The organism is Allobosea sp. NPDC003192, from assembly GCF_050275675.1.
Classification (GTDB): domain Bacteria; phylum Pseudomonadota; class Alphaproteobacteria; order Rhizobiales; family Beijerinckiaceae; genus Allobosea.
In genome coordinates, this window is the sequence record NZ_JBNNPK010000020.1 from 47,441 (window position 1) to 64,894 (window position 17,454).

Annotated in this window: 12 protein-coding genes; 8 read left to right on the top strand and 4 right to left on the bottom strand. The window is 67.3% G+C overall.

Translation table 11 applies throughout. The features are described from left to right. Positions 1–93: 93 nt before the first annotated feature. Genes ACQKLX_RS23320 through ACQKLX_RS23330 form a run of 3 tightly spaced genes read left to right on the top strand, consistent with a single transcriptional unit; the run spans position 94 to position 5,276 of the window. A complete protein-coding gene (locus ACQKLX_RS23320) occupies positions 94–777 on the top strand; it encodes a response regulator transcription factor (protein WP_110490698.1) in 684 nt (227 codons plus the stop codon). Then, positions 761–2,278, top strand: coding sequence for a HAMP domain-containing sensor histidine kinase (locus ACQKLX_RS23325; protein ID WP_427363941.1), 1,518 nt, complete (start codon positions 761–763; stop codon positions 2,276–2,278). The genes ACQKLX_RS23320 and ACQKLX_RS23325 overlap by 17 nt, the downstream gene beginning before the upstream one ends. A 43-nt stretch (positions 2,279–2,321) precedes the next feature. Continuing rightward, entirely contained in the window at positions 2,322–5,276 is a 2,955-nt protein-coding gene (locus tag ACQKLX_RS23330) for a bifunctional [glutamine synthetase] adenylyltransferase/[glutamine synthetase]-adenylyl-L-tyrosine phosphorylase (RefSeq protein ID WP_427363942.1), read from the top strand. 13 nt (positions 5,277–5,289) lie between these two features. Here the strand turns inward: ACQKLX_RS23330 and ACQKLX_RS23335 are convergent, their stop codons facing one another. The 4 genes from ACQKLX_RS23335 to ACQKLX_RS23350 all read right to left on the bottom strand — a co-directional run bounded on the left by ACQKLX_RS23335 (position 5,290) and on the right by ACQKLX_RS23350 (position 13,962). Further along, positions 5,290–7,011 carry a GGDEF domain-containing protein gene (locus tag ACQKLX_RS23335; protein WP_427363943.1) on the bottom strand — a complete coding sequence of 574 codons (1,722 nt, stop codon included), beginning with the start codon at positions 7,009–7,011 and terminating at the stop codon, positions 5,290–5,292. 166 nt (positions 7,012–7,177) lie between these two features. Further along, positions 7,178–9,448 (bottom strand): PAS domain-containing sensor histidine kinase, encoded by a 2,271-nt coding sequence (locus tag ACQKLX_RS23340; RefSeq protein ID WP_427363944.1) that lies wholly within the window; start codon positions 9,446–9,448, stop codon positions 7,178–7,180. 356 nt (positions 9,449–9,804) lie between these two features. Then, the gene (gene pepN / locus ACQKLX_RS23345) at positions 9,805–12,444 is read right to left on the bottom strand and encodes an aminopeptidase N (RefSeq protein ID WP_427363945.1); all 2,640 of its coding nucleotides are present in this window, start codon (positions 12,442–12,444) and stop codon (positions 9,805–9,807) included. Between the two features lie 60 nt (positions 12,445–12,504). Next, positions 12,505–13,962 (bottom strand): cation-efflux pump, encoded by a 1,458-nt coding sequence (locus ACQKLX_RS23350; RefSeq protein WP_427363946.1) that lies wholly within the window; start codon positions 13,960–13,962, stop codon positions 12,505–12,507. Between the two features lie 79 nt (positions 13,963–14,041). Here ACQKLX_RS23350 and ACQKLX_RS23355 point away from each other — a divergent pair, with 79 nt between their 5' ends. The 5 genes from ACQKLX_RS23355 to ACQKLX_RS23375 all read left to right on the top strand — a co-directional run bounded on the left by ACQKLX_RS23355 (position 14,042) and on the right by ACQKLX_RS23375 (position 17,446). Next, the gene (locus ACQKLX_RS23355; protein ID WP_427363947.1) at positions 14,042–14,491 is read left to right on the top strand and encodes a VOC family protein; all 450 of its coding nucleotides are present in this window, start codon (positions 14,042–14,044) and stop codon (positions 14,489–14,491) included. A gap of 63 nt (positions 14,492–14,554) precedes the next feature. Beyond that, a complete protein-coding gene (locus ACQKLX_RS23360) occupies positions 14,555–14,800 on the top strand; it encodes a type II toxin-antitoxin system VapB family antitoxin (RefSeq protein WP_427363948.1) in 246 nt (81 codons plus the stop codon). Next, positions 14,800–15,210: a type II toxin-antitoxin system VapC family toxin gene (locus ACQKLX_RS23365; RefSeq protein WP_427363949.1), complete on the top strand. Its 411-nt coding sequence runs from the start codon at positions 14,800–14,802 to the stop codon at positions 15,208–15,210. Before ACQKLX_RS23360 ends, ACQKLX_RS23365 begins: the two co-directional genes overlap by 1 nt. Before the next feature lie 24 nt (positions 15,211–15,234). After that, positions 15,235–16,281, top strand: coding sequence for an aldose epimerase family protein (locus ACQKLX_RS23370; RefSeq protein ID WP_427363950.1), 1,047 nt, complete (start codon positions 15,235–15,237; stop codon positions 16,279–16,281). Positions 16,282–16,552: 271 nt separating this feature from the next. Then, a complete protein-coding gene (locus ACQKLX_RS23375; protein ID WP_427363951.1) occupies positions 16,553–17,446 on the top strand; it encodes a PfkB family carbohydrate kinase in 894 nt (297 codons plus the stop codon). Positions 17,447–17,454 lie beyond the last annotated feature (8 nt).

Sequence of the window (17,454 nt, forward strand, 5' to 3'; positions counted from 1 at the left end):
CGCCCCCTGCCGGGAATACCAGCCGTCGCGGCGGCAGGTCGGATCGTCACCTCCGACCTGCCGCTTTTCGTTTTGATGAGGTAGCGTGCTGCCATGCGACTCCTGATCGTTGAAGACGATGCCGAGGCGGCAGCCTATCTGGTGAAAGCCTTTCGTGAGGCCGGCCATGTCGCCGACCACGCTCCCGATGGCCTTGAGGGCTACGCCATGGCGCAGGGCGGCGGCTATGACGTGCTCGTCGTCGACCGTATGCTGCCGCGCATGGACGGGCTCTCTGTCATCCGCTCCCTGCGCGAGCAGGGCGAGACGGTGCCGGCGCTGATCCTGTCGGCGCTCGCCCAGGTCGACGACCGGGTGAAGGGCCTGCGGGCCGGCGGCGACGACTATCTGCCCAAGCCCTATGCCTTCTCCGAGCTGCTCGCCCGCGTCGAGGTGCTCTCGCGCCGCCGCGGCGCGCCGGCTTCCGAGCCGACCACTTATCGCGTCGGCGATCTCCTGCTCGACCGGCTGGCGCATCGCGTCACCCGCGCCGGCGAGGAGATCGTGCTGCAGCCGCGCGAGTTCCGCCTGCTCGAATATCTGATGAAGCATGCCGGGCAGGTCGTGACCCGCACCATGCTGCTCGAGAACGTCTGGGACTATCACTTCGACCCTCAGACCAATGTCATCGACGTGCATGTCTCGCGTTTGCGCTCCAAGGTCGACAAGGGCTTCGAGCACCCGATGATCCACACCATCCGCGGCGCGGGATATATGGTCCGTGACACAGCTCGCTGAGGGCCGGACGGGTGAAGCGCCGCAGCCTTCCGGCCGCCTGCGCTTCCTGCCGCATCTCGTCCGCACCACCGCCTTCAAGCTGACGGCGATCTATCTCGTCGTCTTCGCGGCTTTCGCCATCTTCGTGCTGGGCTATGTCGCCTGGAACGCCAAGAACCTGCTCGACGACCAGATCCGCTCGACCATCGACGCCGAGATCCAGGGGCTGGCCGAACAGCAGCGCCTCGGCGGCATCAGGCGGCTGGTGCAGGTCATCGAGCGGCGCTCGCGCGGGCCGGGCGCCTCGCTCTATCTCGTGACGACGCCGCTGGGCGAGCGTATCGCCGGCAATATCGAGGCGCTGCCGCCGGGCACGCTCGACCGCCAGGGCGAGAGCGAGATCGAATACGCCCGCTCCTCCGAGGCGCTCGACCAGACCAACCACGCCATCGTCCGCGTCTTCATGCTGCCGGCCGGCTTTCGCTTGCTGGTCGGTCGCGACGTCGAGGAGCGTGAGCGTCTGCGCGTCGTGATCAAGCGCGCCGCCGCCTGGTCGGTCCTGCTCGTCGTCGTGCTCGGCTGCTTCGCCGGTTGGTTCGTGGCCCGACGCGTGCTGAAGCGCATCGACGGCATGAACGATACCGCCCGCTCGATCATGGCCGGAGACCTCAAGGGTCGGCTCGCGATCTCTGGCAGCGGTGACGAGCTCGACCGGCTGGCCGGGAACCTCAACGCCATGCTCGACCGCATCGGCGAATTGATGAGCGGCATGCAGCAGGTCACCGACAATGTCGCCCATGACCTCAAGACGCCGCTGACCCGCCTGCGCAACCGCGCCGAAGAGGCGCTGCGAACCGCGCAGTCGCCCGAGCAGTTGCGTGCCGCGCTCGACGGTGCGATCGACGAGGCCGACGGGCTGATCCGCGTCTTCAACGCCCTCTTGATGATCGCGCGGCTGGAGACCCGCCAGATCACCGACAGCATGGCGCCGCTCGACCTCGCCGAGATCGTCGACGGGCTCTCCGAGCTCTACGAGCCGCTGGCGGAGGAGGCGGGGCTCACTCTGTCCGCTTCGGTCGAGCCCGGCCTGTCGCTCACGGGCAATCGCGAGCTGATCGGCCAGGCGCTGGCCAATCTGATCGACAACGCCCTGAAATACGGCAAGCCGGAAGGCGACGCCCCGGCGACCGTCGCGGTGACGGCGCGGCGCGTCGGCGAAACGGTCGAGCTCGGCGTTGCCGATCATGGCGCCGGCATCCCCGAGGCCGACCGTGGCCGCGTCCTCGAGCGCTTCGTCCGCCTCGACCAGAGCCGCAGCAAGCCGGGCTTCGGGCTGGGGCTCGCGCTCGCCTCCGCCGTCGCGCATCTGCATGGCGGTGCGATTCGCCTCGCGGACAATGCGCCGGGGCTCGATGTCGTGATGTCGCTGCCAGCCTCACCGCCTTCTGTGGACAGGCCCGTCGCAGAGACGCCTCAAGGCTCGACATCGCAGCCGGACGGGGCAGGGTTCCAGTCGGCTTGATGAACCGCTAAGGCTCGCTCAGCCGGTCGACGCGGAGGTCAGTGTGGGCGAGCCCTTATGCGAATGCCTGAAGGCGGCGCCCGTCCTGCCGGCGCGCGGCAAGGTCGAGGCGCTCTGGCGCGAAGAGCTGATCGAGCGCCTGTTCGATGCCGAGGCCGGCGAACGGCTCGTCGCGCATCTGACAGGCAATGAGACATCGGCTGCGCTGGTCGCGGGCATCTTGGCGCATTCGCCCTTCCTGACCCAGATCATGCGGCGCGATCCAGAGGGGCTGCTCGCCTCCCTGACCACCGACCCCGGCGAGCGCCGCGATGCGCTGCTGGCCGGCATCGCAGCCTTCGCCATGCCGGAGACCGCGACCGCCGACCTGATGCGCGAACTGCGCCGCTTCCGCCAGGCGATGGCGCTCCTGATCGCGCTCGCCGACATCGGCGGCGTCTGGCCGGTCGAGACTGTCACTGCCGCGCTCAGCGCTACCGCCGACATGGCGGTGAAGCTCGCCAGCGAGCACGCGCTGCACCAGGCTGCCGGCCTCGGCCGGATCGAGCTTCCCGACCCGGCCGAGCCCGGCAAGGGCTCGGGCCTCGTCGTGCTGGCACTGGGCAAGCATGGCGCCGGCGAGCTGAACTACTCCTCCGACATCGACATCGTCGTCTTCTTCGACCCGGAGATGGCCGAAGCCGCCGGCGTCGGCGAGCCCACCAGCTTCTTCGTCAAGCTCACCCAGCAGATCGCCCGCATCATCCAGGAGCGCACGCCTGACGGCTACGTCTTCCGCGTCGATCTGCGCCTGCGGCCTGATCCCGGCTCGACCCATGTCGCCGTCGCGCTGCCGACCGCCTATGCCTATTACGAGACGGTCGGCCAGAACTGGGAACGCGCCGCGATGATCAAGGCGCGGCCCGTCGCCGGAGACCTTGAGCTCGGTCGCCGCTTCATCGCCGATCTCGCCCCCTTCATCTGGCGCAAATATTTCGACTTCGCCGCTATCGCCGACATCCATGCGATGAAGCGGCAGATCCAGTCGGTAAAGGGCTTCGAGACGCTCAGCCTGCCCGGCCACAACGTCAAGCTCGGCCGCGGCGGCATCCGCGAGATCGAGTTCTTCGTCCAGACCCAGCAACTCGTCTTTGGCGGAAGGCGTCCGGCCTTGCGCGGGCCACGCACGCTCGAGATGCTGGGCGAGCTCACCAAGGAGAACTGGATCAGCCCGCAAGCCCGCGACGAGCTGACGGAGTCCTATTGCTGGCTGCGCACCATCGAGCACCGGCTGCAGATGCGCCATGACGAGCAGACCCAGACTCTGCCGACCGACGCCGCCGATCTCGACGCCTTCGCTCGCTTCTGCGGCTACCCCTCGGCCAAGGCTTTCGGCAAGGATCTGGAGGCGCATGCCAGGCGCGTCGAGGGTCACTATGCCCTGCTGTTCGAGGACGCGCCCAGCCTCGCCAGCGAGGCCGGCTCGCTCTCCTTCACCGGAACCGAGAACGACCCCGAGACATTGGCGACGCTGGGCAAGCTCGGCTTCCGTCAGCCTGCGGTTGCGGCCGAGACGGTGCGCGGCTGGCATTTCGGCCGCCGTGCCGCCGTCACCAGCGCCCGCGCCCGCGAGGTACTGACCGAATTGACGCCGGCGCTGCTGGTTGCGCTCGGCCGCACCACCGATCCGGACGGCGCGCTCGCGCATCTCGACAACGCCTTCGTGCGCATGCCTGCGGCTGTCGAGTTGCTCACCCTGCTGCGCTCGCATGAGGCCCTGCTGCAGCTCTTCGCCGAGATTCTCGGCAGTGCACCACGCCTCGCCAAGGTCGCGGCGCTTTATCCGCATGTCCTCGACGCGGTGATCGATCCCGCCTTCAGCGCCCCGCGCCACGACGCCGAACGGGTGGCGCAGCGCGTGCGCGCCATGGTCGGAACGCCCCTGCCCAGTGTCGAGGACGGGCTCGACCGCATGCGCGACGCTGCAAGGCAGGAGAACTTCCTGGTCGGCGCGCGGCTGCTCTCCGGGGTGATCAACGCCGAACAGGCGGCGCAGGGCTATGCAGCGGTGGCGCAGGCTTGCGTCCGCGTCGCCTTCGAGGATACGCGCGCTGCCTTCGCAGCCGATCACGGCCTTGTGGCGGGGGCGGAGGCCGTCGTGCTCGGCATGGGCCGCCTCGGCGCCGGCGAGCTCACCCCCTCATCCGATCTCGACCTGATGCTGATCTACGATCGGCCGGAGGAGGCGGAGGCCAGCGATGGCAGGCGCCCGCTCGATCCCGTCACCTGGCATGTCCGCTTTACCCAACGATTCGTCGCGGCTCTGACCGTGCCGACCCGGCGCGGAACACTCTACCAGGTCGACCTGCGCCTGCGGCCGGCTGGCAACAAGAGCCCGGCCGCGACGCAGTTCGGCGGCTTCGAGGCCTATCATCAGGGCGAGGCCGAGATCTGGGAGGAGATGGCGCTGACCCGCGCCCGTGTCGTCGCCGGCGATGTCGATCTCAAGGCAAAGGTCGAGGCCGCGATCCGCGAGATCCTGTTGCGCAAGCGCGAACCGGCGAAGGTCGCGGCTGCGGTCGCCGAGATGCGGGCGCTGATCGCCAAGGAGAAGGGCGAGAGCGACGCCTGGGACCTGAAGCTCGCCGCCGGCGGGCTGACCGATCTCGATTTCCTGGCGCAGTTCCTGGTGCTCGCTTATGGCCACCACCACCCGCAGCTCCTCGTCCGCACGACGGCGGGTGTCTTCATTGCGGCGCGTGACACCGGCGTCATCCCTGCCGAGGATGCCGAGCGGCTCGCAAGCGCGGCCCGCTTCATCGGCGACGTCCAGCTCTGGCAGCGCTTCGCAGTGGAGGAGAACTTCGATCCCAAGGCCGTGCCGGAGCGGGTGATGCGCCGGATCGCGACGGCGGTCGGGCTGCCCGACGCCAAGATGCTGAAGGCCGAACTCGACGAAACCCGCAGCGCCGTGCGCGCCATCTTCCGGCGCCTCCTGGGGCCGGGGCGAGCGTCATGACCGGCGCTGCGCGTTACTCCGCCGCCAGGGCGTCGCCCGGGCCGCTCTGCTCCATCCGCGCGCCCTTGGTCTTGTGCGATGGCGCGCGCACGACCCGGTTCCGGCCCTCCTGCTTGGCGCGATAGAGCGCCGCATCGGAATTGGCCAGCAGGTCGCGCGTCGATGTCGAGGTCGCTGGCACGCTGGCGACTCCGAGCGAAGCGGACACCTGGGCGCCGTTCGGTTCCGACAGGGCCTCGATGCTGATCCGGATGCGCTCGGCTTTCGCCGCGGCAATGTCGATCCCGCAATTCGGCAGCACCACGATCAACTCCTCGCCGCCATAGCGACAGGCGATGTCGGTCTCGCGTAGCTGGTTCGTCACGGCCGCTGCCGCGTCCCGCAGCACCGCGTCGCCCTTCGCGTGGCCATGCTGGTCGTTCAGGCGTTTGAAATTGTCGAGATCGATCATGATGACCGAGACTTCGGTCCGCTCGCGCTCGGCCAGGCGAACGACCCGCTCCAGCGCATCTTCCATATAGCGGCGGTTGTAGAGGCCGGTCAGCGGATCGCGTAGCGCCTGGCTGCGCAGCTTGTCGCGCAGGGCGATGTTCGAGAGCGCAAGCGACATGGCGTCGGCGAGCGCTGCACCGATGTTCGCCACGTCCTTGAGGCGCTCTTCGGCCTGATCGCCAGCGCAATAGATCTGCAGGAGGCCGAGGATTTCGCCACGGGCGATCATCGGAATCTCCAGCGCGCAGTCGCTGACGTGGTAGTGCTCGCAGCGCAGCTTGTGTGAGCTGGGGTGGTTGATGTGCGGTTTGCCGCGCTTCAGCGCCCAGCATTGCTGCAGTCCGATCGCGTCCGGCAATGCTTCGCGGTCCGGGCGTCCCCAGTTGGTCGACAGCGTCAGGCGATCGCGCGAGTTGTTGAAGACATACAATGCGCCGCCGAACTCGGGGATCAACTCCCCGGCTGTCGCGCGCAGCACCGCATTGGCGTCGCCATGGTCCAGTGCGCTCTGCAGCATCTCGGTCATTTCGAACAGGCGCGAGACCTGTTCGCGCGATGCATTCGCATTGCCGACCGCCTGATCGCGCGCTCTGGCGTCACGCGAGCTGCTGCGCGAAGCGCCGAGAAAGGCGAGGATGCAGAAGGCGCCGGTCATGATCTGCAGGCCCAATACGATGCTCGTCGCGCTGGAGATCCTGCGATTGAGCGATGCCTCGATCGCTTCCCTCCTGGTCAGATCCGCCAGGATCGCATCGATGAGGGTCGTCGTGTTGGGCTGGATCTCACGGGCCACGTAAAGCGATTGCGCGATCTCCGGCTGCTTTGCGACGACTGCCGAGACCGTATCGGCCCAGCCGGCCTTGAGTGCCGTGAGTATGGCGCTCGCCGGAACCTCTTCCGACCCGCGCGAGGCGGTCCTTGGGAAAATATCTTCGGGGAAGCTGTTCAGCCAGTTGAGAGCCCTGGCGTAGTTGAGCAGCTTGGGCTCGCTGTCGTGGCGGATCATCAGGTCGGCGACCGCCGCACCGGTTTCCATCACTGCCTGGCGCGCGACGCGCAAGGTTCTGGCGTTCTTGCGCACCTCTTCCACCAATGTCTGTTGGTGGCTGATGTAAACGAAGCCAGACATGACCAGAGCGATCATCACGGCCAGGAAGGCGATCGTCACGATCGACGAGCGTCCCAGTGCGTCGCTCGCCTTTCGGCCGGCCCGCGGGCCGTCGGATGCGAGATGGGCTTGCATTGCTCTAACCCCGGGAAACGCACCGGCTGCTCGGTCGGCGCGACTGCTCGGGGCAGGCTTGCCCCCGCTGGGTTGAGGCTTCGTCAAGTTGCTCGGTTAAGAGGCGTTTAAGAATGCCGCAAGGTTTCGCGGCATCAGGCGGTCACTGCCACCCTGCGAAACGGCTTCAAGCTGCCTGTTCCAGCTCGGACACCGCCGGGCTCTTCAGCGGCAGGTGGACCATCACGATCGTGCCCGAGCCGATGATCGACCGAATCCTGAGCGAGCCGCCATGCAGTTCGGCTAGCGAGCGGGCGATTGCGAGGCCGAGGCCGGAACCGCCATGGCTGCGGATGAGATCGCCTTCGACCTGCTCGAACGGGCGCCCGATCCGGCCGAGCTTCTCGCGCGGGATGCCGATGCCGCTGTCCTCGACATAGAGGTTGAGCGCGTCGGGGGCCGGCTTGACGCGGACCGCGATCCTGCCGCCTTCGGGCGTGAACTTGACGGCGTTGTCGACGAGGTTGCCGACGATCTGGAAGAGGGCGTGCGCATCGGCTTCGAGGCGCATGTCGCTGCCGAGATCGCTGGTGAGGGAAAGCCGCTTGCGCGTGATCTCCTCGCGATGGCAGCTGATCGCTTCGCCGACCACGAGGTCGAGCGCGACATCGGTCTTTTCGAGTTCGAGCTTGCCGGCCTCGATCCGGGCCATGTTCAGGATGTCGTTGATCACCGCGAGCAGGTAGCCGCCACTGGAGCGGATGTCGCGGACGTATTCGACATAGCGCTCCGAGCCGAGCGGGCCGAACAGCCCGTCATCCATGATCTCGGAGAAGCCGAGGATGGCGTTGAGCGGCGTGCGCAGCTCATGGCTCATATTGGCGAGGAATTCCGATTTGGCGCGGTTGGCGCTTTCGGCCGAGGCCTTCTGTTCGAGATAGAGTTCAGCCAGCTCGGCAAGCTGCTGCGCCTGCGCTTCCAGCTTCTGGCGCGAGGCCTTGAGATCGGTGACGCTCTTGAGCAGCTCGTGCTCGGAGCGGGTCAGGCGCTCCTCCTGCTGCTTCAGCATGGTGATGTCGGTGCCGACCGAGACCGAGCCGCCATCCTTGGTGCGGCGGCCGTTGATCTGCAGCCAGCGCCCGTCGGAGAGCTTCGCCTCGTAGGAGTGGCTGCCCGAGGCTGCGCGCGAGGTGCGGACCGGCTCGCGGTCGATGCTCGGCTGAGCGCTGTGGCTCATGATCTGCTCATAGGCCGTGCCGGTCTTGACCAGCTCGGGCGAGAGCTTGTGCAACTGCTGGTACTTGGCGTTGCAGAGCACGAGCCTCTGGTCGGCGTCCCAGAGCACGAAGGCTTCCGAGATCGCCTCGACAGCGTCACGCAGGCGGGCATCGGCGGTGGCGGTGCGGGCGGCCATGCGGCGCTGCTCGGAGATGTCGACGACGATGCCGACGAGGTGCTGCGAGCCGGTGCGGCGGTCAGTGACCAGCTCGGCGCGCGCCTTGAGCCAGACCCATTCGCCGGAGGCGTTGCGGACCCGGAATTCCTGGTCGAGATGGTTGGTCTCGCCGCGGCTGACCGCATCGGCCAGGCCGTAGAGGTCGGCGTCTTCCGGGTGGATGAAGGCGTTGACCTCGCCGAAGGACATATACTCGCCGGTACGGTTGTAGCCGAGCATCGCGTACATCGAATCCGACCAGTACATCCGGCCCCTGGCCAGGTCCCAGTCCCACAGGCCGCAATGGCCGCGGCTCAGAGCGGTATCGATGCGGTCGCGCACGCAGTCGCAATCCTCGTCGGCGGCGCGGGCCCGCCGGGACTGGAGGACGAAGGCGGCGGTGATGCCAGCGAGCACGATCGCCGCCGAGCCGAACAGGATGAGGATCGAGCGCCGGCGCTCATCCCAGGTCGAGAGCGCGCGCTTGACCGGGTGGAGCACTGCGACCTGGCCGAGCGGGGCGGCGAGGTTGCGGACGGTCGCGAGCGCCTCGATCCCGCCCGGAAGGGTGATCGGCATCACGCCGGCGCGGTCGGCGAAGACGGTGAGGGCCTGCCCCGGGCCGAGCAGGTCGACCAGGCTGCGCTCGCTCGCGCCGATTGTCGGCTCGCCGGCGACGAGCCGGCCGCCGGCGTCGCTGACATAGGCGATGCGGCCGCGGCCGGCGATGTGCTTCGTGGTCAGCGGCGCGAGCGCACTGTCGGGGCGCTTGTCGTCCTTCGAGGCTAGATCGAGCTCGCGTACAAGCAACGTGGCGAGTGCTTCCAGGTCGATTGCCGCGTCATCGAGCGCATCGTCGCGCAGCGCGCTGGTCTGGACATAGGCGCCTAGGGCAAGGAGCAGGACGAAACCCGCGACAAGCGCCGGAATGACTTTCCGGAAGACCGGCTCCAGCTGCTCGAAGCGCTGATAGAGCGGATGAGTCAGGGATCGTGCTACGCCTAGAACTGAATTTGCGCGCACGTGTGCGCAAGCCGCGTCTGCACGCGTCATGCCCGTCCCCCTTCGGAAGCGATGTACCGACAGTAAGATCGAGAGACGTGCCGCATCCCCGAATCACAGTCAGTTGAATCTGAGGGACTCGCTTTGTCTAGCGGAAACTTCGTCCCTTCAATGGTTTTGCGCGCGTTGGTTGTAGTGGCGAATCGGTTGAATCCTGCGCGCGCAGGACTTCGTTAACCTTTGGTGGCGCAGCCGGTTAACGGGCGATTCTTGGCGGGGCTGACAGGGCATTGTCGGCCGCTCTCTTGGCCTGGATTTCGGCCCCTCCCAACCTCTCCTCGTGGCCGGTGGGAGCGGGCCCTTCCACGGCGGTTCGATCACCCCAGCGAACGGGCGGCGATATCGGCGACGTCGCGCGACAGGTTCGGCGTCGTCCCGACCATGCGCAGAGCCGCCTCCGCCTTGGCCCGGCGACCCGCCTCCAGCATGCGCCAGCTCTTGAACGAGCCTAGCAGGCGCGAGGCGACCTGTGGGTTGGTTCGGTCGAGCGCGATGACAATGTCCGCGACGAAGGCATAGCCCTCGCCATCCGCGCGGTTGAACTGCGTCAAATTCGCGGCGAAGCCGCCGATCAGGCCACGTACCCGGTTCGGATTGCCGAGCGAGAAGGCCGGGTGGTTCATCAGCGCCTTGACGCGGGGCAGCGTGCCGTCCTCCGCGATCAGCGCCTGCGCCATCAGCCATTTGTCGAGTACCAGGGGCTCGCGGGCATAGAGCTCGCCGAAGCGCGCGATCAGATCCTCGCGCTCGGCTCCGGGGATCAGAGTCATCGCGGCGAGCGCGGCAAGCCGGTCGGTCAGGTTGTCGGCCTCAGCGAACTGAGTCATCGCCAGTCGTGCGCCTTCGGCCGGAGCCCCGAGCGCGATCAGCCCCAGCGCCTCGTTGCGCAAGGCGCGTCGCCCGGCCGGCGCGGCGGCCGGCGAATAGGGGCCGCGTTCGGCGAGGTCATCGCGCAAGGTCGCGAGCTGGCTGGTGAGAGCCGCGCCGATCGCAGCCGAGAGCCGGCGATGGGCGCCGTGCACGATGTCCGGGTCGACGTCGCGGGCAATCTCGCGGGCGATGTCGGCCGAGGCCGGCAGGCGCAGCACCTGCGCGGCGAAGGCTGGATCAGCCAGAGCTGGGCCGGCGAGGAAGCCCGAGAGCGCTTCCGCGAGCGTCGCCGCCGTCGCATCCAGTGTGGACTGGTCGCCCTTGCCGGCGCGCACCAGCGCCCGTGTCGCCACTGTCTGCAGCGCCTGCCAGCGATTGAAGGAATCGCTGTCGGCGGTGAACAGCCTCAGCAACTCGCCGTCGCCAAGGTCGAGCTCGAGCCGGACCGGCGCCGAGAAGCCGCGCAGCAGCGACGGCGTCGGTGCTTCCGGCAGGTCGGTGAAGGTCACGGACAGCGAGGGCTGGTCGAGCACGACCACGCCGCCAACCTTCAACGCCGGCGAGATGCTGGTGAGCGGCAGGTCGCCGCCCTTGCCGACGAGGCCGAGCGCGACGGGAATGACCACCGGCTTCTTCTCGGACTGGCCAGGCGTGGCTGGCGTCGATTGCGCCAGCTGCAGCGTGTAGCTCTTCGCCGTCGCGTCGTATTTGCCGGAGGCGACTACGGTCGGCGTGCCCGCCTGCTCGTACCATCCGGCGAAATGGGCCAGGTCTTGGCCGGAAGCTTCGACGAAGCAGTCGAGAAATTCCTCGATCGTCGCCGCCGTGCCGTCGCAGCGCTCGAAGTAGAGGTCCATGCCCCGGGCGAAGGCGTCCTCGCCGATCAGCACCTTGAGCATACGGATCAGCTCCGCGCCCTTCTCGTAGACCGTCGGCGTGTAGAAGTTGTTGATCTCCTTATAGGCACGCGGCCTGACCGGATGGGCGAGGGGGCCGGCATCCTCGGAGAACTGCGTCGAGCGCAAAGTGCGGACATCGGCGATGCGCTTCACCGGGCGCGAGCGCTCGTCGGAGGAGAACTCCTGGTCGCGGAAGACGGTGAGGCCTTCCTTCAGGCAGAGCTGGAACCAGTCGCGGCAGGTGATGCGATTGCCGGTCCAGTTGTGGAAGTACTCATGCGCGATGATCGCCTCGATCGAGGCATAGTCGCCATCGCTCGCCGTCAGCGGGTCGGCCAGAACGTATTTGTCGTTGAAGATATTGAGGCCCTTGTTCTCCATCGCGCCCATGTTGAAGTCGGACACGGCGACGACGTTGAACACGTCGAGATCATAGTTGCGGCCGAAGACGCGTTCGTCCCAGCTCATGCAGCGCACCAAGCTATCCAGCGCCCAGCCGGCACGCCCGGCCTTGCCCGGCTCGACATAAACAGCGAGCTCGACCTTGCGCCCGTCGGCCGTGACGTAAGGCTGCCGGACGTAGTCGAGCTTGCCGCCGACCAGCGCGAACAGATAGGCCGGCTTCGGATGCGGGTCGTGCCAGACGGCGAAATGCCGTTCGCCGCCCGGTAATTCGGCAGCCGCCACGAGATTGCCGTTGGAGAGCAGCACCGGCGCCTGCGTCTTCTCGGCCTCCAGCCTCACCGTGTAGACGCTCATCACGTCCGGTCGGTCGAGAAAATAAGTGATGCGGCGGAAGCCGTCGGCTTCGCATTGCGTGCAGTAGACGCCGCTGGAGCGATAGAGCCCCATCAGCTTGGTGTTGGCGCTGGGATCGAGCGTCGTCTCGATCCTGAGCGAGAAGGCTCGCGCCGGCGGTGCCTGAATCGTCAGCCCCTGCGGCGAGAGCGAGTACAGGGACGGATCGAGCGGGACCTCGTCGAGCAGGATGGAATCCGGCGTCAGCTCGTCGCCGTCGAGCACCAGCGGTGCGGCGGCATGGCCGGCCGGGTTCGGCCGCAATTGCAGCTGGGAGCGCACTTTGGTCCGCGTCGGATCGAGGACGATGTCGAGATCGACCGTATCGATCAGCCAGTCGGAGGGGCGATAATCCTCGAGGCGGATCAGCGGGGCGTCTTCGGCGCGCATGGCAGGCTCGCTTCCTTCAGTCGCTCTTATCTATGGGGCCCGAGGGGATGGCGAAAGCCGTCAGGGCAGGGCGAAGGGCTTGTCGGAGGTGATCGCCGGCTCGGCATGGCTGACGAGGCGGCAGACATCCGGCCGGGCCTCACGCACCTTACGCTCGATCTTGTCGACGGCGCGATGAACGGCGGCGACGTCGAGCGCCGCATCGGCACGGCAGTGATAGTTCACTACCAGGCCGTTGCGGGTCTCGCGCACGCGGACGCTGTGGATGTCGCGGATCGGGCCGTCGGCCTCCGCCGCCTCCTGCGCAATCGCCTTGCCGATCGCCTCGACCACCTCCCAGGACGCATTGTGGCCGGAAGGCTGGCCGGTCTCCATCGGCTCGATATGGGTGTCGACCTCGGTCTCGCCGCCGAACTCGGCCCGGATCGCGTTCTCCAGACGCGTCGCGATCTCGTGCGCCTCGCCGAGCGGGAGGACCGCATCGACCTCCATGTCGAGGGAGACGGCGAGCCGCTCGCCGATCGTATGGACGCTGACATGGTGCACCGGCACCTTCATCTTCAGCGCGATCAGCAGCACCCGTTCCAGCGCCGTCTCGTCGTCGACCTGGACCGGGTTGGCGGTGACGGTCAGCGCCGAATCCGGCTCGACCGTGATGAGCGCCCGCAACAAATCGTCCTTGATCGCGGTGACGCGGTCGAGCGGCAGGGTCCGCGAGACCTGGATGCCGATCTCGCCCTGCACGACGCCGCCTGCGGGCCGCAGCCTGAGCCATTCGACATTGACGACGCCGGCAACGCCTTGCGCGGCGTCGCGCAGGCGCTCGGCGACGCCCTTCGGCGCGGCGTCGATCAGCGTATCGACGGTGCGCCGGCCGAGCTTCACGGCGGTGGCGATCATGAAGACGGCGAGGGCGAGAGCCGTCGCGCTGTCGGCCATCGGCACGCCCATCCGCGTCAGGATCAGGCCGAGCAGCACCAGCGCCGTGCCGACAAAATCGGTGGCGAAGTGCAGCGCCTCGGCCGCGAGCGCCTCGCTGCGGGTCTCCTTGGCGACCATGGTCAGCGTGCGCCAGCGCGTCGCGTCGACCATCAGCGAGAACAGCAGCACGCCGATGACCAGCGGCGTCACCGCGACATGCGGTTCGCTGCCGCTCCACAGGCGGTTGGCGGCCTCCCACAGGATCGCGCCGGAAAGCCCGAACAGGATCGCGGTCTCCAGCAGCGCCGCCAGCGCCTCGAACTTGCCATGGCCGTAATGGTGCTCGTCATCGGCCGGCTTGTCGGCGGCGCGGACCGCGAACCAGGTGAACATGGTCGAGCCGATGTCGATCAGCCCCTGCAGCGCGTCGGTCATCAGTGCGAGCGAGCCGGACAGGATCGCTGCGCCGAACTTGGCGAGCGTCAGCACGATGCTGGCGATCACCGACAGCGTCGCCGCCTTCTGCTTGACCCGGGAGACCTCGGCGGGCGACACCGGGCCGGCCGGGTTCGGCGTGCGATCCTGCGTTTCGCTCATGATAGGTCCGCGCGAGCCCTCTTGGATTGGCGTCGGTTTGGCCCGATCCATCTGCCAGATCAACCCCGGGAGACAAACGATGCGCTATCTCCACACCATGGTTCGCGTCACCGACCTCGATGCTGCCCTCGATTTCTACGTGACCAAGTTCGGCCTGGTCGAAACCCGCCGCATGGAGAGCGAGAAGGGCCGCTTCACCCTCGTCTTCCTGGCCGCGCCCGACGATGCCGCGACGGTGAAGGAGCAGGGCAGCCGCGGCCGCCCGACGCTGGAGCTGACCTATAACTGGGATCCGGAGGTCTATACGGGCGGGCGCAATTTCGGCCATCTCGCCTATGAGGTCGACGACATCTATGCGACCTGCGACAAGCTGATGAAGGCCGGCATCACGATCAATAGGCCGCCGCGCGACGGCAACATGGCCTTCGTCCGCTCGCCCGACAACATCTCGATCGAGATCCTGCAGAAGGGCGAGCCCAAGGCACCGGCCGAGCCCTGGTTGAGCATGCCGAACACCGGGGCGTGGTGACGGCGCGCAGATTGCGGGCTGATATGCTCCCTGATATCATCGGATGATATCAGGGAGGCTCGCATGGGCATTCTGGTGCGCGACGAGAAGATCGACCGACAGGTACGAGAGCTCGCGAAGATTTCGGGCACGACGCTGCAAGGCGCAATCGGCATTGCTGTCGAGAACGAGCTGAAGCGGCGCGAAGAGCGTCGAGAGCGGATCGAAGAGGCGTTCCGTCGTGCGCACGCCTATCTGGCGCAGCATCCCGTGATCGACGACGGGATGACACATAAAGAATTCTGGGACCGCGAATCCGGCGACGCCTGATGTTCCTCGACGCCTCAGTCATTGTCGCAGCTATGACGGACGAGCCGGAGGCCGCTGAGATCAGGGCCGCGATGGTGGAGCAGGAAAGGCTTGCTACATCGGCAGTCGCCGTTTTCGAGGCGTCCTGTCGTGTCGCCAGATTGCTCCGAGTACCGATTGATGCCGCGCATCGGCGCGTCATGGAATTTGCCGAACTGTCAGGAATCGAGCTCTTGCCTATCGAGGCTGCAATGTCGGCGGAGGCTCATAACTGCGCTGCCCGCTATCATCATCTGACCGGCCACCCCGCCCGTTTCAACATGGGCGACTGCTTCGCCTACGCTGCGGCGCAGACCTCCGGCCTCAAGCTCGCCTACAAGGGCAATGACTTCATCCACACCGATATCGACGGCATCCGCTTCGGAGCCTGACATCCAGCTTCGGAGTGCTCCGCCTTGACCAAGACGCTGTTCGGCCATCTCGACGACGGCACGCCGATCCATGAGGCCGTGCTCCACTCTCCCGCTGGCGCCGAGGCGCGGGTGATGGAGTGGGGCGCGGTGCTGCGCGATCTCGTCGTGCCGCTGCCGAATGGAGGTAGTCAGCGCGTCGTGCTCGGCTTCTCCGACTTTGCCAGCTATCCCCGGCACTCGCCACATATGGGCGCGATCGCCGGCCGCTTCGCCAACCGCATCGGCGGTGGCCGTTTCTTGCTCGATGGCGTCGAGTATCAGACGCCACTGAATGAGAACGGCCGCAATTCGCTGCATGGCGGCGGGCAGGGTTTCGGCAAGCGGCCCTGGACACTGGTGCATCACGACGAGGCGAGCGCAACATTGGCGCTGGTCTCGCCGGCCGGCGATGCCGGCTATCCCGGCACGCTCAATGTCGTCTGCCGCTACAGCCTTGTCGGCGCAGCGACCTTGCGGATCGAGCTCACTGCCATCACCGACGCGCCGACCATCGTCAACCTTGCGCATCACTCCTATTTTCGTCTCGACGATGCCCCGGACATCCTCGATCACGAGTTCGAGGTCCGCGCCAATCTGATCACCCCGGTCGATGCCGACCTGATCCCGGACGGCTCGGTCGCCTCGGTGGCCGGGACGCCCTTCGATTTCCGCAAGCCCAGACCGGTCCGCTTCGCCAGTCCGGATGGCTCGCGCTTCTGGTACGACCATAATTATCTGCTCCGGCGCGACCGCCGCGAGCCGGCAGCTGCTACTGGCCTCGAACTCGCCCATGCTGCGATTCTGCGCTCGCGCCGCTCGGGCCTTGCCATGGAAGTCTGGACCACAGAGCCGGCGCTGCAGGTCTATGATGGCTTCAAGCTCGATACGCCGGTCGCGGGCCTGGACGGCGTCCGCTATGGCGCCTGCGCCGGCATCGCGCTCGAGCCGCAGCACGTGCCGGATTCGCCCAATCTCCCGCATTTCCCGTCAACGGTGCTGCGCCCGGGCGAAGTCTATCGCCAGATCAGCGAATTCAGGTTCGGAGCGTAAGAGCTCCTAACAGAATCTGAGGGGGCCTCGATGGGCTTTGGAGGAGACGGATGCTAGGAGAAACGCGCAGCCGATACCCATTGGTATCGGCAAGTCGGTTCGACGCCGCAGGCGGCCCTCCAAAGTCCACCTTCGGCGCCGGGAATTCGCCCGCCCGCGGCGTCGCAACGCTTGCCGATACCAACGGTATCGGCTTCTCGCTGCTCCTGGCGGAGCAGACGAATTGCCGGCGTCGAGACCCCCTCAGATTCTGTTAGGAGCTCTAAGCGGCATGGCCGGTGTCTTCTGTCTCGGTATCGCGACGCTCGACTATGTCTACAGCGTCGAGCGCGTTCCCAATCCCGGCGAGAAGGACCGGGCGCGCGATCTCGTCGTCACTGGCGGCGGCTGCGCGGGCAGCGGCTCGGCCGCGATCGGCCGGCTCGGCGGCAAGGCCTGGCTGGCGACGCGGCTGGGCGATGACGCGGTCGGCGACACCATCGTCGGGCAATTGCAGCAGGACGGCGTCGATACCTCGCTTTCGCCACGCTTTCCTGGCCTGCGCTCGCCGGTCTCCTCGATCCTGATCGACGCCCAGGGCGAGCGCATGGTCGTCTCCTATACCGATCCGAAGACGCCGCTCGCGACCGACTGGCTGCCTAATGCGCTGCCGACCGGTTGCGACGGCGTGCTGGTCGATACCCGCTGGGGCGAGGGCTCGCTCGCGGCGCTGCAACTCGCCCGCAAGGCCGGCGTGCCCGGCGTCATCGATGGCGACCGCCAGCCGACCCATCCGGAGATGGTCACCACCGCCAGCCATGTCGCCTTCAGCGAGAAGGCCCTTAATGAGATATCGGGCGGGCAGGAGCCGCGGGTGGCGCTGGAAGCAATGGCGCGCGATGCGCAGAACTGGCTCGCGGTGACGCTCGGCCCGCGCGGGGTGCTCTTCATGGAGAATGGCGGCATCGCCCATCTGCCGGCCTTCCCGATCGAGGCGGTCGACACGCTCGGCGCCGGCGATGTCTGGCACGGCGCCTTCGCGCTGGCGCTGGCCGAGGGGCAGGGGGAGCGCGAGGCGGTGCGCTTCGCCTCGGCCGTGGCCGCGATCAAATGCACCCGCTTCGGCGGCCGCGCCGGCACGCCGACGCGCGATGAGGTCGAGCGCTTCCTGGCGGCGCATCCCTAACACCGCGA

Coding starts and splice junctions, on each gene's coding strand:
- ACQKLX_RS23320 (WP_110490698.1), top strand. CDS start 94: ATGCGACTCCTGATCGTTGAAGACGATGCCGAGGCGGCAGCCTATCTG.
- ACQKLX_RS23335 (WP_427363943.1), bottom strand. CDS start 7,011: ATGCAAGCCCATCTCGCATCCGACGGCCCGCGGGCCGGCCGAAAGGCG.
- pepN (WP_427363945.1), bottom strand. CDS start 12,444: ATGCGCGCCGAAGACGCCCCGCTGATCCGCCTCGAGGATTATCGCCCC.
- ACQKLX_RS23350 (WP_427363946.1), bottom strand. CDS start 13,962: ATGAGCGAAACGCAGGATCGCACGCCGAACCCGGCCGGCCCGGTGTCG.
- ACQKLX_RS23355 (WP_427363947.1), top strand. CDS start 14,042: ATGCGCTATCTCCACACCATGGTTCGCGTCACCGACCTCGATGCTGCC.
- ACQKLX_RS23360 (WP_427363948.1), top strand. CDS start 14,555: ATGGGCATTCTGGTGCGCGACGAGAAGATCGACCGACAGGTACGAGAG.
- ACQKLX_RS23365 (WP_427363949.1), top strand. CDS start 14,800: ATGTTCCTCGACGCCTCAGTCATTGTCGCAGCTATGACGGACGAGCCG.
- ACQKLX_RS23375 (WP_427363951.1), top strand. CDS start 16,553: ATGGCCGGTGTCTTCTGTCTCGGTATCGCGACGCTCGACTATGTCTAC.